Here is a 15,943-nt window from a genome sequence, read left to right as displayed (position 1 = left end):
GTCAGCGGCGGATACGGGACTGAAGGAAGGACAGCACGTCTGCGACCGGCAGCGCTTGCGCTTCGGGCTCAGTGCGGCTCTTGTATTCAAGATTGCCTTCGGCGAGGCCGCGGTCACTGACCACGATCCGGTGAGGAATGCCGATCAGCTCCATGTCCGCGAACTTGATGCCCGGGCTGGTTTTCTTGTCGCGGTCGTCCAGCAGTACTTCGAAGCCGGCGGCAGTCAATTCTGCATACAGCTTGTCGGTGGCTTCGCGAACCTGTTCGGTTTCGTAGCGCAGCGGTACCAGAGCGATCTGGAACGGGGCCAGTGTGTCGCTCCAGATGATCCCGTTGGCGTCGTTGTTCTGCTCGATGGCCGCAGCCACCACGCGGGAAACGCCGATGCCGTAGCAACCCATTTCCAGGGTGACTGGCTTGCCATTCTCGCCCAGCACTTCGCACTTCATCGCTTTGCTGTACTTGTTGCCCAGCTGGAAGATGTGCCCGACTTCGATGCCGCGCTTGATTTCCAGGGTGCCCTTGCCATCCGGGCTCGGGTCGCCGGCGACTACGTTGCGCAGGTCGGCAACGGTCGGAACCGGCAGATCACGCTCCCAGTTCACGCCGAAGTAGTGCTTGTCGTCGATGTTGGCACCAATACCGAAGTCGCTCATCAGCTCGACCGAGCGGTCGATGATGATTGGCAGCGGCAGGTTCAACGGGCCGAGGGAGCCGGCACCGGCGCCAATCGCGTCACGCAATTCGCTTTCCGAAGCCATGACCAGCGGGCTGGCAACGCCTGGCTGGTTGGCGGCCTTGATTTCGTTCAGCTCGTGGTCGCCACGAATGATCAGGGCAATCAGCTTGCCCGCTTCTTCGGCGTGCACCACGAGGGTCTTGATGGTTTTTTCGATCGGCAGATTGAAGCCTTCGACCAGTTGCGCAATGGTCTTGGCGTTCGGCGTGTCGACCAGGCGCAGCTCTTCGGCAGGTGTGGCGCGGGAGGTCTCGCGTGGCACGGCTTCGGCTTTCTCGATGTTCGCGGCGTAGTCGGAACCGTTGCTGAAGACGATATCGTCTTCGCCGGATTCGGCCAGCACGTGGAACTCGTGGGAGCCTGCACCACCGATCGAGCCGTTGTCGGCTTCAACCGGGCGGAATTTCAGGCCCAGGCGAGTGAAGATATTGCAGTACGCCAGGTGCATGCGGTCATAGGTGACCTGCAGCGATGGCTGGTCGGCGTGGAAGGAGTAGGCGTCCTTCATGATGAATTCGCGACCGCGCATCAAACCGAAGCGCGGACGGATTTCGTCACGGAATTTGGTCTGGATCTGGTACAGGTTGATCGGCAGCTGTTTGTAGCTGCTCAACTCGTTGCGCATCAGGTCGGTGATGACTTCTTCGTGAGTCGGGCCGGCGCAGAAATCGCGACCGTGGCGATCCTTGAAGCGCAACAACTCAGGGCCGTATTCTTCCCAGCGACCGGATTCCTGCCACAGCTCAGCCGGTTGGGTGCTCGGCATCAACACTTCGAGAGAGCCCGCGGCGTTCATTTCTTCACGAACGACGGCTTCGACCTTGCGCATCACTCGCAAGCCCATCGGCAGCCAGGTGTACAGGCCCGAGGCGAGTTTGCGGATCATGCCGGCGCGCAGCATCAGCTGATGGCTGATCACGACCGCGTCGGAAGGCGTTTCTTTCTGTGTGGCGAGCAAAAATTGACTGGTGCGCATGGTTGGCCGTTGTCGGTTGCTGATGACGAGAAATGACGGAGCATTGTACGGGCGAGATCTGCTGGCGTACAGGCGTGCGGTCGGCGGGGTGGCGCGAGGGCGGGAATCCCGCGCCCTCCGGGCTGCTTCCTGCGTAAAGAACCTATGACTCTTCTGCGACCTGGGTCGGAACCGGTTCTGGCGTCGGCGTTGGCGTCGGGCCTTCGCGGCGGCTCTCCTGGAACCAGTGCAACGCGATCAAGAGCAGCGTCGGCACGCCGAGCAGGGCGGTGATCAGGAAGAAGTCGTGATAACCGAATTTCTCCACCATGACCCCCGAGTAGCCGCCGATCAGGCGTGGCAGCAAGAGCATGATCGAGCTGAGCAGGGCGTACTGGGTCGCGGAGAACTTCAAGTTGGTCAGGCTCGACAGGTAGGCGACAAACGCCGAGGTCGCCAGGCCCGAACTGAAGTTATCCAGGGAAATGGTGAGGATCAGCATGTTCAGGTTGGCGCCCATGTCGGCGAGCATCAGGAACAGCAGGTTGGTGCCGGCTGATGAGATGCCGCCGATGAGCAGAATCGGCAAGATGCCAAAGCGCACAATCAGCAGGCCGCCCATGCCGGCGCCGACCAGGGTCATGATCAGGCCAAAGACTTTGCTGACGCTGGCAATCTGATCCTTGGTAAAGCCCTGGTCGATGTAGAACACGTTGGCCATCACGCCCATGACCGTATCGGACATCCGATAGGTGGCGATCAGACCGAGCAACAGAAACGCTTGCCAGCGGTAGCGCAGAATGAAGTCGTTTATCGGCGTCAGCACCGGCGCCAGGCCACGGCGGCCAATGGCCGACAGGCACATTGCGGTGAGCGTGGTGTAGAGAATTGCCCGCAGGAACGCGCGGTCTTCGAGCAGCAGGTCGAGCACGCTCACGCCTTCGAACAACACGCTGGCGAAATCGGTGTTGTACAACTGAGTGAACATGGCCGGCACGGAAACCAGCAGCACGATCAGCACAAACACCGATGCCAGTTGATGCACAAAGCTGTAGCGCCCGGCCTGAAGCTGCGTGCGCAGCGGCACCGGCGGTTCGCGCATGAAAAAGGAGGTCAGCAGCGCCGGAACCATCAAGGCACCGAACAGGATGTAGGTGCCGGCCCATGCCGAATGCTTATAGTTGAAACCGGTGGAACCGAAACCTTCAGCGAAGAACAGGGCGCCGGCGGTGGCCAGCAGCGCGGCGATCCGATAACCGGACATGTAACTGGCGGCGAGGGCGGCCTGGCGGGTGTCGTCGGCGATTTCCAGGCGATAGGCGTCGACCGCGATGTCTTGCGTCGCCGAAGCGAAGGCGACAACCACAGCAATAGCGATCAGCCAGGACAAATGCTTTTGCGGGTCGCAGAAACCCATCCCGATCAGGCCGAGAATGACCAGTGCCTGGGAAAGCACCAGCCAGGAACGTCGGCGACCGAGCTTGCCGAGAAATGGCAGGCGCCATTGGTCGAGCAGCGGTGACCAGACCCATTTAAAGGCGTAGGCCAGGCCGATCAGGCTTGCATAGCCAATGGTTTCGCGAGCTACGCCGGCTTCGCGCAGCCAGACCGAAAGTGTCGAAAACACCAGCATGTAGGGCAGGCCGGCGGCGAAACCAAGCAGCAACAGTACAAGCGTCGAGGGGCTGGCATAGGCGGCGAGCGCGGCGCGCCAGGTTTTACGGGGCATGGGCTGGAGTCTGCCTCAAGAAATACGGAAACAAAGCGCGCACTCTAACCGCTGTGCTCTACCGGGCGCCAGCCATGGCGCTGAATATCAACACGATTGTTCAGGATACTGATGCCCTCCATGCGCAAACGCGCGCGTTGTTCATCCCCCGAAGGGCTGCCTGCAGGCAGGCTGATACGCCCGCCGGCGCCGAGCACGCGGTGCCAGGGTAATTTGCTGTCGCCCGGCAGTTGGCTCAGTGTCCGCCCGACGAAGCGGGCGGCGCGGCCCAGTCCCGCCAACTCGGCGAGTTGACCGTAACTCACGACTTTGCCCTCTGGGACTTGCGCCAGTGTCAGGTACAGCGCCGTGCGTCGGATTTGCGCCGGACTATCGGTTTCAGTGGTTGAGTCGGTCACGTCGGCAGTTCCTGAAAAAGTTCGCCTTACCGTCTGTAGAGTAAATCCTGGATCACCTATTGAGAAATGAACTCAATAGAAATAGTCGGGTCAGTCCTTGCTAGGGTCTTATTCGTATGGATAATGCCGACTTTTTTTCGCTAACTTGAGCCTGTATTTGCTTATGTTGTCCAGAACCCTGCTGTGCCTCGCTGTTGTCAGCGCCTCTACGCCCTTGCTCGCCGATACCGTCTGGTTGAAGAACGGTGACAAGCTGAGCGGCAAGATCACCGTTTTCGATGGCGGCAAACTGTTGATCCAGACCGAATACGCCGGTGCCGTCCCGATCGACTGGAAGCAGGTCAAAACCCTGGAAAGCGATCAGCAGTTGCTGGTCAAGCAGGATGCCTACACCGGTGAAAAGGCCAAGGCGCTGCATGCGGCAGAAGACGGCAAGGTCACCCTGGCCAACGGCGAGACGCCCAAGACTGTGGAGCTGGCAAGTATCCAGCAGATTCTCAAGCCCAAGCCTGTCGTCGAGGATTTGGTATGGAAGGGTAATGTCGATGCAGCGCTGGATTATCAGCGGGCCGAGAATGACACCGATGATTACGATATCGACTTCAAGACTAGTGCGCGTCATGGCAGATGGCGACACACCGCAGAAGGCGAGTACAACCGCGAATTTCAGGATGACGTGGTCACTACCGACAACTGGCGGGGCGAATACTCGCTCGACCGCTTCCTGACCGAAAAATGGTTCTGGCAAGGGCGCGCTGTCTATAAGCGCGACAAGGTCGAAAACCTGTCCCGCCAGCGTACAGTCGGTACCGGCCCCGGCTATCAATTCTGGGACGACGAACTGGGCGCATTTTCCCTGGGTTCGCTGGTCAACCGCACGGACTATGAGTTCGCTGACGGCAGCAAAGAAAACTTCTATTCCCTGGCGATGAAGTGGGACTACAACCGCTACCTGATCGGTAAGAAGGTGGAGTTCTTCACGAACGGCGAAGTGGGCAAGCCGTTGTCGGGCGTAGCGGATTACGCGCTCGATGCCGAAATGGGCTTGCGCTACAAAGTGACCGATTGGGCATCGCTTAATCTGAAGGCCGAAAGAGACATCATTAGCGGCACCGACGATGCTGATTTGGACAAGACCCGTTACACCGCGGGGTTTGGCGTGACTTGGTAAGACGCAAAAAATCGCAGCCATGGGCTGCGATTTTTTTTGCCTGCAAAACAGACGGGCACAAAAAAGCCCCGCTTTTGAGGGCGGGGCTTTTTACTAAAGCAAGTACAAGTTAGATAACTTGAACTTCTTCAGCTTGCATGCCTTTCTGACCGCGGGTAGCGATGAAAGAAACCTGTTGGCCTTCTTTCAGGCTTTTGAAGCCGTCGGATTGGATAGCTTTGAAGTGAACGAACAGGTCGTCACCGGATTGTGGAGTGATGAAGCCGAAGCCTTTTTCATCGTTGAACCACTTAACGGTACCAGTTTGGCGATTAGACATGGTGTAACTCCTTGAACAAAGATAACTGCGACGCAGGAAGAACCCTGGCCGAGACTGAGTGCAAAGAGCAGGAAAAATTCTTGTAGATGGTTGGATCGAAATTCAACATATCGTGTAGAGATTCTCAGTGACACAAGCAGCACAGTGGCGCCACCTTAACCCTTTTTCCGGAACGTGCCAATGCTTCCTGTGAAGGTTTCTCTGTTTTCATGACTGACGGTCCGCCGGTTTACCCGCAAGGGCCGGAAATTACGGGGGATCGGCAAGATTTGTGACCCGGACTTTGAACCCGAAGCGCGCGCCCGGTAAGATGCCGGACAGATTTTTTCCACCTCGCTATTCAGGACACCCGCCATGAGCATCAAATCGGACAAGTGGATTCGCCGCATGGCGCAAGAGCACGGCATGATCGAGCCCTTCGTAGAGCGCCAGATGCGCGGCGAAGGCGCCGACCGAGTGATTTCCTACGGCGTGTCGAGCTATGGCTACGACGTACGCTGCGCCGATGAATTCAAAGTGTTCACCAACATCAATTCGGCGACCGTTGATCCGAAGAACTTCGACGAGAAGAGCTTCGTCGACGTCAAGAGCGATGTCTGCATCATCCCGCCGAACTCCTTTGCCTTGGCACGCACAGTGGAATTCTTCCGTATTCCGCGCAATGTGCTGACGATCTGCCTGGGTAAAAGCACCTACGCGCGTTGCGGCATTATCGTCAACGTGACGCCGCTCGAGCCCGAGTGGGAAGGCCACGTGACCCTGGAGTTCTCCAACACCACCACGCTGCCGGCAAAAATCTATGCCAACGAAGGTGTAGCTCAGATGCTGTTCTTCGAATCCGACGAAGAGTGCGAAGTGTCCTACAAGGACCGTGGCGGCAAGTATCAGGGTCAGCGCGGCGTCACCCTGCCACGCACCTGATCCGTTCGTCTGGCAAGTCGTGGGAATTCTTGAGCGGGTAGACACTCTATTGGGTGTACTGCCCGGTTCGCGCAACGCGGACGGGGCCATCGCTCAGGAGTGCCCTATGAAGATCGATCCGCGAATAAGTGCCGAACTGGCAAGGCTTGAGCCCAATCAGGTTGGCGTTTTGGCCTGGTCCTTGTTGGCACATCCACCTATCAACATGGCAGGGGGCATCCCCGGTCAGCCTGATCCCGATACCCCCAACGAACAACCCACCGAGCCCGGTGAACCTACACTGCCGGATGAGCCGCCTCCCGCGCCCGTTGCTTGATCGCCGCCTGCGAAAAACGAATGGCCAGTCAGCTGATGTCTTCAAAGATTTCAGCTGACTGGCCATATTTCGTTACAGAGGTCGGAAGTGAGGCTATTTCAGGTTGCCGCTCAGGAACTGCTTCAACCGCTCACTTTTCGGATTGCCCAACACGTCGTCAGGCGCACCTTCTTCCTCGACCAGCCCTTGGTGCAGGAACAACACCTGACTCGAGACCTTGCGGGCGAAGCTCATTTCGTGGGTCACCATGATCATGGTCCGGCCTTCCTCGGCCAGACCCTGGATCACCCTGAGCACCTCACCCACCAGTTCGGGATCGAGGGCCGAGGTGGGTTCGTCGAACAGCATGACTTCTGGTTCCATGGCCAACGCCCGAGCGATGGCGACCCGTTGCTGCTGGCCACCGGAAAGAAACGCCGGGTATTGATCCGCCACGCGGGAGGCCAGGCCCACCTTGTCGAGATAGCGTCGGGCGCGGTCTTCGGCTTCCTGCTTGCTGCAACCCAACACCCGGCGCGGGGCCATGGTGATGTTTTCCAGCACCGTCATGTGGCTCCATAGGTTGAAGTGCTGGAACACCATGGCCAGGCGCGTGCGGATCTTTTGCAGTTCGTCGGCATCGGCCACGTGCATGCCGTGGCGATCCTTGATCATGCGGATGTTCTGGCCATCCAGGCTCATGGCGCCGTCGTTCGGCTGCTCAAGAAAGTTGATGCAACGCAGGAAGGTGCTTTTGCCCGAGCCGCTGGCGCCGATCAGGCTGATGACGTCGCCGGTGTTGGCCTTGAGCGAAACGCCTTTGAGTACTTCATGATCGCCATAGCTTTTATGCAGGCCTTCAATGGTCAGTTTGTACATGGGGCATGCATCCTCAAGGCGAAAGTAGGTAGCCGCTGCGATAGGCTTCGGTGCCCGCAATGTGGGCGATCACCATGCCGGCAGTGGCCATGCGCCGTAGCGAGCGGGCGTACATCAACCCGGCGACGGTGCAATGAACGGGGGTGACGCGGTCAAGGATCGGGTCGATGATTTCAGCGATCAGTTGCCCGGCTTCGAGGTATTCCCCTGGTAGCGCGGTGAACACCAGCAGCCCGCCGACCGGTGTTGCCACCGGTTCAACACCCGCCAGCGGCGTAGCCGGGTAGGGCAGTTCAGGCAGCGAAGCGGGTTCGCCAGCGATGGCGCCGAACTGAATCAGGTAATTGATCAGCGCCTGGCAATCGAGGCTGGCCAACGGGTGATTGACGTCACCCTGGCCGCGCAATTCGACGGTGACAGAAAAACTGCCCAGCGGAATATCGAAGTGTTCGCCGAAGCGTTCCTTCAACTGCCACCAGAGCAGGGTGAAGCATTCATCGAACGACTGACCGCCGGAGTCGGTAGCCAGCAGGCTGGCTTCGGCACCGATGTACCGCGCCAACGGCTCGACCTGCGGCCAGGCCTCGGGCGTGGTGTAAAGGTGGGTGACCGCTTCGAAATCGCAATGCAGGTCCAGCACCATGTCGGCATCGCAGGCCAGCCGTTGCAGTGCCAGGCGCTGGGATTGCAGTTGCGTGCTGGCAGTCTGTTTGGCGAGGGCATTGCGCAGGCTGCGGCGAATCAGTTCGAGGTTGTGCTGCGGATCGTCGCCGAGCAGGCCTTCGATCTCGTTGCCAACGGCTTCGCTCAGATCGACGAACCAGCGATTGAAGTTCTGCCCGCTTTCGAGATCGTAACGACCCAGCGGCACATCCATCAGCACTTGTTCGAGGCCGACCGGGTTGGCCACCGGCACCAGCACGATTTCGCTGCGCAGACGGCCGGCGGCTTCGAGTTCCGCCAGACGTTGCTTGAGGTGCCAGGCAACCAGCATGCCGGGCATTTCGTCGGCATGCAGGGATGACTGAATGTAGATCTTGCCTTTGGCCGATGATGGGCCGAAGTGAAAGCTGTGAATCTGTCGAGCGGTCCCCGGCAGCGGGGCCAGCAGGTCATGAATCTGGTGGCGCATGTCTCTTTATCCCTAAAGCGGGTCCTAGTGGGTCGGCCCGAGGAAGGCTAGCCATCGGCGTTCGGCGAGGCGGAACAGGCCGACCAGCGCAAAGGTAACGGTCAGGTAGATCAGCGCAGCGATGCCGAACGACTGGAAGGTCAGGAAGGTCGCCGAGTTGGCGTCCCGCGCGACTTTCAAGATGTCCGGGATGGTCGCGGTGAATGCCACGGTGGTCGAGTGCAGCATCAAAATCACTTCGTTGCTGTAATAAGGCAACGAACGACGCAGGGCCGAAGGCATGATCACGTAGGCATAAAGCTTCCAGCCTGTCAGACCGTAAGCCTTGGCCGCTTCGACTTCACCATGCGCCATGCTGCGAATCGCCCCGGCGAAAATCTCCGTGGTGTAGGCGCAGGTGTTCAGGGCGAAGGCCAGGATCGTGCAGTTCATCGCATCGCGAAAGAACGCATCCAGTACAGGTTGGGCGCGCACGGCGGCCAGACTGTAAATCCCGGTGTAGCAGATCAGCAACTGAATATAGAGAGGCGTACCCCGGAACAGATAGGTGAAGAACTGAACCGGCCAGCGGATGTAGAAATGCGGCGAAACCCGGGCGATGGACAGCGGGATCGACACCAGGAAACCGATGAAGATCGACGCACTGAGCAGCCACATGGTCATGGCCAGGCCGGTGATGTTGTAGCCGTCGGTATAAAGGAAGGGTTTCCAGTATTCCTGCAAGAGCTCGATCATCGTACGGCCTCCCGGGAACCGGCGGCGTAACGGCGTTCGAGCCAGCGCAGGACGAAGTTGGAGGCGCTGGTGATCAGCAGGTAAATCAACGCTGCAAGCACCAGGAAGTAGAACAGCTGATAAGTGCTTTTACCGGCATCCTGCGCCGCCTTGACCAGGTCGGCGAGGCCGATGATCGAGACCAGTGCGGTGGCCTTGAGCATCACCATCCAGTTGTTACCGATACCCGGCAGGGCAAAACGCATCATCTGCGGGAACACCACGATCCAGAAACGCTGGCCGCGTTTGAGGCCATACGCAGTCGCCGCTTCGACCTGGCCCCGTGGCACCGCGAGAATCGCGCCACGGAAGGTTTCGGTGAAATACGCGCCATAAATGAAGCCCAGGGTGATGACCCCGGCGCTGAACGGGTTGATCTCGATGTATTCCCATTCCATGAAATCGGTAAACGACGTCAGCCAGGTTTGCAGGCTGTAGAAGATCAACAGCATCAGCACCAGGTCCGGCACACCACGAATCAGCGTGGTGTAGAGCTGGGCCGGTACGCGCACCAGTTTGACTTTTGACAGCTTGGCACTGGCGCCGAGCAGCCCGAGCAAAACGGCCACCAACAGCGACAACACCGACAATTTGATGGTCATCCAGGTGCCTTCCATCAGCAACGGACCGAAGCCCTGGAGGCTGAAGGCTGAGAGCCCCAGGTTTTGTAGTAGGTTTTCGAACATAAATCAGCAACCTGATCGGGTGAAAAAAGCGCCCATCGCAAGATGGGCGCCGGGCATTATTTGCCGCTGTACAGATTCAGATCGCCAAAGTGTTTCTTCTGAATGGTGGCGTAGGTGCCATCGTCGTGTAACGCTTTGATACCTTTATTCAAAAGGTCTTTGAGGTCTTTGTTACCTTTAGAGATACCGATAGCTGTTTTGGCTGGCAGCAATTCGCTGTCCACCGGCTTGCTGACTTCGTAGCCCTCGCCTTTTGGCGACTTCAAAAAGCCCAGTTCGGCTTGCAGCATGTCCTGGATGCCGGCGTCGAGACGACCGGAAGTCAGGTCGGAATACACCTGATCCTGGTTCTGATAGGCCTGGGTTTTCACGCCCGCCTTGTCCAGAACGGCTTTGGCATAGGCTTCCTGGATGGTGCCTTGTTCGTAGCCGACGGTTTTGCCCTTGAGCGAAGCGACGTCTGCGGTTACGCCAGAACCTTTCTTGGACACGTAAGCGGTTGGACCGGAGAACAGCTCGTTGGAGAAGTCGATGACTTTTTCGCGGGCCGGGGTGACGGTCATCGAAGAGATCACACCGTCGAATTTATTGGCCTTCAGGCCCGGAATCATGCCGTCGAAATCGCTTTCGACCCATTTGCACTTGACCTTCAGCTCGGCGCAGATCGCGTTACCCAGATCGATGTCGAAGCCTACCAGGCTACCGTCAGCCGCTTTTGACTCAAACGGGGCGTAGGAAGGATCAACGCCAAAACGCAATTCCTTGTATTCCTTGGCCAGCGCGGAACCGGCTGCCATGCACAACGCCAGTGCAGAAAGGGTCAGCAATGCTTTTTTCATTATTCAATCCCTAAAAACCAATATGAGCGCTTATGGCGCAGAATTATTGTTACTGGAAAGCGTAAGACCTTATGAAAGTAGCAATTTCCGAACCAGAGTCCCGAACAAGTGTTTTAAAAGGTGATTCAAGAAATGGCAAGGAGGGATTTGTGCACGAAAACGGGCGCCGCAGTCTGGTTGCACCAACATGGATCAGATCACCACAAAAACCTGTGGGAGCAAGCTTGCTCCGGGCGGCGTTCCGACGATAGCGGTATGTCAGTCACCAACATTGTGTCTGACATGGCCTCATCGCGAGCAAGCTCGCTCCCACAGGGATGGGGTTACTTACCAGGGGTAAGAGTCAACCGCTTGTTGCCATACACCTTGTCAAAGTTCTGCGGCTGCATCGGCAGGCTCATGTATTGCCCCTTCAGCCAAGGATCAATGCTGTCGAGGTAGTTCGGACTTGCCGGATTACCGGATTGCCCCGTACCGTTCTGCCCCATCAGCGGTTCGGCCTGGCCGAAGTCGACGATAAAGCGCATGGCCGGCGCCAGGGTGGTGTTGAAATCCTGACCCCAGGCGAATGCTGCGGTATTCAGCGTGGTGTGGTCGCCACCGGCCGCAAGCGGACCACGCACGGTCTGGCCACTGGCGTTTTTCCATTCGTAGCGGTGCAGTTTGCCCCACTGCCAGGCTTTGTGATCGCCGCCCAACTGGCTGTCGCCCGCGCTGATCGCGGCTGCCAGGCTGCGGGCGAGGATCGCCGGTTTATCTTCTTTCTGCGGTGTGCGAGCGTCATCCCAGAACGGACTGTCCTCACGCCCCAGCAGGTGATCGGCCTGGGCCGCGTAGGACAACTTACCGTTGGCGATAAAGGCTTTCCATGCCGGGCTGCTTTCCGGGCCCAGTTCGTCGAGGAAGATTTGCTGGGTGCTTTGCTGCAAGAACAATTCGTAAATCGCTGCATCAGCGGAGGTCGGGCTGAGTTTGCCGTCGAAGGCCATCAGGCGGGTATACGCCTCGCGAGCCTTGCCACGATCCGCCACAGGTAACGCTTCGATGGCCTGCTTGAGCGGCTGGGCCATGCCCGGCGCTTCAAACATTTTCTTCAGCTTGGCAGCGAAAGTGGTGGTCTGGTCGTATTGCATGGCGATCAGGCTGCGCGTGTCGTGTTTGCCCACGCCTGCCAGTTCGGCCAAGCGTTCGCCACGCTCCGGCGCCGACCAGGAGTTGGACAACTGCATGCCGTAGCCATGGGGAATGACTCGCTGGTTGGCGGTGCCGAGCCAGCCTTGGGCCGGATCCTGGTCATAGGGATGGAGCATCGGATCGGCGTAACCATCCCAGTCATAACGACCTTCCCAGCCCGGCGACGGCAGCAGGCCTTCGCCTTCGCGACGGTTCGGGAAGCGACCGGTGACTTGCCAGCCGATATTGCTGGCGTCGGCAAATACTAGGTTCAGCGCGATGGCGCGGATTTCGCGGCTGGCGTCCGAGGCTTTCTCGACGGTCTGGGCGCGGGACAGGTCGAAAAACGCGTCCAGGGTCTTGTCATCGGTGAAGTTCGGCGTCTGCAAGGCCAGGCCAAAACCGTTGGCCAGCGTCGTGCCTTGGGCACTGTTGAGCAGGGGGCCATGGCGGGTTTCGTACACCACTTCGCGAATCGGCCGCTGGCCTTTGACGAAGTAGGTTTCGTTACGCACGATCGCTGGCTGCCATTTGCCGCCAACCTCGTAGGAAAGACCATTGCCCTGGCGTTTGATTTTTTCCAGGAACAGGTCCTGGTTGTCGCCCATGACCGTGGTCATGCTCCACGCCACTTTGCCGTTGAAACCGCCAAGCACCATCGGCAAACCGGCAATGGTTACGCCAGAGGCCTGGTACTTCGGCGCGCGAATCTGCACGTAGCTGAACAACGATGGCACGCCCAGTGGGCCATGGCTGTCGCTGGCCAGCAGGCTTTTGCCGCTGCGGCTACGTTGCGGGCCGATCGCCCAGCTGTTCGACGAGGTGGCGCCCAGCAGATTCAGATCGGACAGTTGGCTCGTGGCTTTGCTGATCTCGGCCAGGCCCGGGATTTGCCCGTTGAGCTTGATGCCCTGAAGTTTTTCAGCTTCGGCCAGCGGCAGTTTTTCATCGGGAGCAGACGGCGTCAGCCACGGGAGTTTGTCGGTGCTGACGGTCTGGGCCAGCATCAACGAAGCAATCTCTTCCGGCAGGTTGGCCGACTGGCTGAAGTTCAGCAGGCAGAAAATCAGCGCCGAGTCTTCCGGCTTCCAGTATTCAGGTTTGTAGCCGGTGGCCGCGAGGTCCGCCGGCAGCTTGTCGCGATAGCGGAACAGGTAGGCGTTAACGCCGCGGGCATAGACTTCGAAGAAGCGCTTGAGGCGCGGCGAAGACGCCTTGTACAGCTCGCCGGCGCTTTTCTTCAGATTGACGGCGCGCATGTAGCGGTCAGCGTCCAGCAGGTCCGAACCGGACATCTCCGACAAACGGCCCTGGGCCAGCAGGCGCAGGGTGACCATTTGCGTGATGCGGTCGGTGGCGTGGACGTACCCCAGGGTGAACAGCGCGTCGTGGAAGGTGTTGCTTTCGATCAACGGCATGCCCATGGCATTGCGGCGTACCGAAACGTTCTGCGCCAGGCCCTTGAGCGGCTGCACACCGGTGGTCGGCGGGAGGGTGTCCTGGGTGTTCCAGGTCTGACAACCGGTCAGGCTCAAAACACCGGCCACTGCTGCGGCAACGCCGAACCGGGGAAGAAAATGTGTAAGGGCTGGCGAGGCCATGGCAAAGCTCCTGCGGGGGGTAGCGTCATTAAAGGCGCTACGTTAGTGAGCAGGAGGTGCCCGCGCAAGCGGCGGCGGGGTTATTTCTTCTCCATGATCATTCCCACGCTCTGCGTGGGAGCGATCGGGAGAACGGGTCAGGATTTAGGCGGGTTGATTTTGGCCACCAGGGCATACGCCTTCACCGTCGCCGGACGGCTCTGGATGTGGTTGAACCAGCGCAGCACATTGGGGAAATCTTCCAGATTCTGGCTCTGCCACTTGTGGGAAACGATCCACGGGTAGATCGCCATGTCGGCAATGCTGTATTCGCTGCCGGCGACGAAGTCTTTATCGGCCAGCTGTTTGTCGAGGACCCCGTAGAGGCGGGCGGTCTCGTCGATGTAGCGCTTGATCGCGTAGGGGATTTTCTCCGGCGCGAACCGACTGAAGTGATGATTCTGACCGGCCATCGGCCCCAGGCCGCCCATCTGCCAGAACAACCATTGCAGCGCTTGTTGGCGACCGCGCAGGTCTTTGGGCAAGAACTTGCCGGTTTTCTCTGCCAGGTACAACAGAATCGCCCCGGACTCGAACAGTGCCAGCGGCCCACCGCCATCGGCCGGTTCTGGATCAACGATGGCCGGAATTTTGTTGTTCGGGGAAATTTTCAGGAATTCGGGTTTGAACTGGTCGTTCTGGCTGATGTTGATCGGGTGGACGTTGTAGGGCAGGCCGGCTTCTTCCAGGAATATCGAGATTTTGTGGCCGTTGGGGGTGGTCCAGTAATACAGGTCGATCATGGAGTACTCCAAATCAAAAGATGTCGTTACTTGCGGACAGCAAACGCCGGCATCAGGTCGTCCTGTTTGCGTTCGATAGCTTGCCTGTAGGAAGAGGTGATGCTGAAGTGCAGGAAATTCAATGACCCCGCATGAGAAAAACCGGTATGGAGCTCAAAACAAACGCGGTGCTGATCATCATCGATCAACAAAAAGGCATTCTGCATCCCAAACTCGGTCGCCGAAATAATCTTCAGGCCGAGGAGCGAATCCTCGATTTGCTAGCGCATTGGCGTCGAACCGGGCGACCGATCATTCACGTGCAACACTTGTCCCGTTCACCTGACTCGGTGTTCTGGCCGCAGCAATCGGGGGTGGAATTTCAGGAGCGGTTTCAGCCACAGACCGGTGAGCAGCTTATTCAAAAGCAGGTGCCGGATGCGTTTTGTTCGACGGGGCTTGAGACGAGTTTGCGAGAGGCGGGGATCGATCAGTTGGTCATTGTCGGCGTAGCGACCAATAACTCAGTGGAATCCACGGCGCGAACGGCCGGTAATCTTGGGTTTGATGCATGGGTGGCGGAGGATGCGTGCTTTACGTTCGACAAGGCTGACTACTTTGGTAAAGCCCATACAGCCGAGGAAGTGCATGCGATGTCGTTGGGCAATCTGCAGGGCGAGTATGCGACGGTCGTGAGCACCGTGCAGATCCTGAATTGATGGTGACTAACCGTCCGTCTTCGCGAGCAGGCTCGCTCCCACAGGGACTCACCGGTCCAATGTGGGAGCGACGGTGCGACGATTCGACCTGCTCGCGATAGCGATTCAACAGGCGAAAAAGATATTCGCCCGAAGCATCAAGCGCCGTGGCACTTCTTGAATTTCTTGCCGTTGCCGCAGGGGCAAGGGTCGTTGCGGCCGACGTCTTTCAGGGCGTTGCGCACCGGTTCCTGGTGGGCGTGGCCGCAGTTCGGGCCGTGGACATGGCCATGGTCGTGATCATGGTGGTCGTGATGGTCATGATCGTGGTTGCAGTCAGGGCCATGGACATGGGGTTGCTGGGTCATCGGTTTTGCTCCGGAATTAAATCGGCGGGGATTATCACGCCATTGCGCGCCAGGTGCACGTAGTGCGCGATGAATAAACCGGTTTCCAGTTCACCTTCCAGACGATAGGGGATGGGCTGCTTGGGTTTTTTCAGCAGTTTCACCAGATCCCGCACCTTGGGCCACAGGTTGGTGCGGATCGGTACTTTAAAGTAGGCACTGCGTTTGGGGCCGACCGTAAACCAATGTTCGTGCTCGCCTTCGGTCAGCAGCATGTCGCCCAAGTGAATGCGGTACTCGATGCCCCGCACCGTCAGGTCACTGTCGTTGGGGTTGTCGACGCGAAAGTGCAAAAGGAATCGCTGCTGCATCAGTTTGGCCTGGACCACTTCGACCTTGACCAGATGCACCTGCGGCTCCGGTTCATCGTCGCCGAACCAGGACACGCAACCGCCGAGCCCCAGAAACAGGAGCAGGGTGAGGGTTTGAAAGACGCGCCGCTGACTGAGCATGGAGTGACTCCC

17 protein-coding genes are annotated in these 15,943 nt (G+C 58.7%); 4 read left to right on the top strand and 13 right to left on the bottom strand.

Features of this window, described 5'->3' with window-relative positions:
• Position 1 precedes the first annotated feature (1 nt).
• From ACA056_RS22640 to ACA056_RS22630, 3 genes are all read right to left on the bottom strand, one after another.
• Complete coding sequence (locus tag ACA056_RS22640) at positions 2-1,717, bottom strand: proline--tRNA ligase (RefSeq protein ID WP_497267922.1); 1,716 nt, start codon at positions 1,715-1,717, stop codon at positions 2-4.
• 142 nt (positions 1,718-1,859) lie between these two features.
• Entirely contained in the window at positions 1,860-3,425 is a 1,566-nt protein-coding gene (locus ACA056_RS22635) for an AmpG family muropeptide MFS transporter (protein ID WP_497267920.1), read from the bottom strand.
• A gap of 44 nt (positions 3,426-3,469) precedes the next feature.
• Positions 3,470-3,823, bottom strand: a complete 354-nt coding sequence (locus tag ACA056_RS22630) for an MGMT family protein (RefSeq protein WP_008153938.1) — start codon at positions 3,821-3,823, stop codon at positions 3,470-3,472.
• A gap of 163 nt (positions 3,824-3,986) precedes the next feature.
• On the opposite strand from ACA056_RS22630, the gene ACA056_RS22625 reads away from it, so the two are divergent.
• Entirely contained in the window at positions 3,987-4,994 is a 1,008-nt protein-coding gene (locus tag ACA056_RS22625) for a DUF481 domain-containing protein (protein ID WP_497267918.1), read from the top strand.
• Between the two features lie 109 nt (positions 4,995-5,103).
• On the opposite strand, the gene ACA056_RS22620 is transcribed toward ACA056_RS22625, so the two are convergent.
• Entirely contained in the window at positions 5,104-5,313 is a 210-nt protein-coding gene (locus tag ACA056_RS22620; RefSeq protein ID WP_002554837.1) for a cold-shock protein, read from the bottom strand.
• A 354-nt stretch (positions 5,314-5,667) separates the two neighbouring features.
• Here ACA056_RS22620 and dcd point away from each other — a divergent pair, with 354 nt between their 5' ends.
• Both dcd and ACA056_RS22610 read left to right on the top strand, forming a co-directional pair.
• Positions 5,668-6,234 (top strand): dCTP deaminase, encoded by a 567-nt coding sequence (dcd, locus tag ACA056_RS22615; RefSeq protein WP_074874089.1) that lies wholly within the window; start codon positions 5,668-5,670, stop codon positions 6,232-6,234.
• A 106-nt stretch (positions 6,235-6,340) separates the two neighbouring features.
• A complete protein-coding gene (locus ACA056_RS22610) occupies positions 6,341-6,550 on the top strand; it encodes a hypothetical protein (protein ID WP_008153934.1) in 210 nt (69 codons plus the stop codon).
• 93 nt (positions 6,551-6,643) lie between these two features.
• Here ACA056_RS22610 and ACA056_RS22605 read toward each other — a convergent pair whose 3' ends face one another.
• From ACA056_RS22605 to ACA056_RS22575, 7 genes are all read right to left on the bottom strand, one after another.
• Entirely contained in the window at positions 6,644-7,408 is a 765-nt protein-coding gene (locus ACA056_RS22605) for an ABC transporter ATP-binding protein (protein ID WP_497267915.1), read from the bottom strand.
• A 13-nt stretch (positions 7,409-7,421) separates the two neighbouring features.
• Complete coding sequence (locus ACA056_RS22600) at positions 7,422-8,540, bottom strand: succinylglutamate desuccinylase/aspartoacylase family protein (protein ID WP_497267913.1); 1,119 nt, start codon at positions 8,538-8,540, stop codon at positions 7,422-7,424.
• 24 nt (positions 8,541-8,564) lie between these two features.
• On the bottom strand, positions 8,565-9,275 hold the full coding sequence (locus tag ACA056_RS22595) for an ABC transporter permease (protein ID WP_497267911.1): 711 nt from the start codon (positions 9,273-9,275) through the stop codon (positions 8,565-8,567).
• Positions 9,272-10,000, bottom strand: coding sequence for an ABC transporter permease (locus tag ACA056_RS22590; RefSeq protein WP_008153927.1), 729 nt, complete (start codon positions 9,998-10,000; stop codon positions 9,272-9,274). Before ACA056_RS22590 ends, ACA056_RS22595 begins: the two co-directional genes overlap by 4 nt.
• 56 nt (positions 10,001-10,056) lie before the next feature.
• Entirely contained in the window at positions 10,057-10,839 is a 783-nt protein-coding gene (locus tag ACA056_RS22585) for a transporter substrate-binding domain-containing protein (RefSeq protein WP_497267908.1), read from the bottom strand.
• 323 nt (positions 10,840-11,162) lie between these two features.
• Positions 11,163-13,613 carry a penicillin acylase family protein gene (locus ACA056_RS22580; RefSeq protein WP_497267906.1) on the bottom strand — a complete coding sequence of 817 codons (2,451 nt, stop codon included), beginning with the start codon at positions 13,611-13,613 and terminating at the stop codon, positions 11,163-11,165.
• Between the two features lie 137 nt (positions 13,614-13,750).
• On the bottom strand, positions 13,751-14,395 hold the full coding sequence (locus tag ACA056_RS22575; RefSeq protein ID WP_497267904.1) for a glutathione S-transferase N-terminal domain-containing protein: 645 nt from the start codon (positions 14,393-14,395) through the stop codon (positions 13,751-13,753).
• A 146-nt stretch (positions 14,396-14,541) separates the two neighbouring features.
• Here ACA056_RS22575 and ACA056_RS22570 point away from each other — a divergent pair, with 146 nt between their 5' ends.
• Positions 14,542-15,093 (top strand): cysteine hydrolase family protein, encoded by a 552-nt coding sequence (locus tag ACA056_RS22570; RefSeq protein ID WP_497273586.1) that lies wholly within the window; start codon positions 14,542-14,544, stop codon positions 15,091-15,093.
• Positions 15,094-15,230: 137 nt separating this feature from the next.
• Here the strand turns inward: ACA056_RS22570 and ACA056_RS22565 are convergent, their stop codons facing one another.
• Positions 15,231-15,440, bottom strand: a complete 210-nt coding sequence (locus tag ACA056_RS22565) for an SEC-C metal-binding domain-containing protein (protein ID WP_007906737.1) — start codon at positions 15,438-15,440, stop codon at positions 15,231-15,233.
• Entirely contained in the window at positions 15,437-15,931 is a 495-nt protein-coding gene (locus ACA056_RS22560) for an LEA/WHy family protein (protein WP_497267902.1), read from the bottom strand. Before ACA056_RS22560 ends, ACA056_RS22565 begins: the two co-directional genes overlap by 4 nt.
• Positions 15,932-15,943 lie beyond the last annotated feature (12 nt).

Source organism: Pseudomonas sp. LBUM1666, from assembly GCF_059695775.1.
This window is presented reverse-complemented; position numbering and strand designations above follow the sequence as displayed.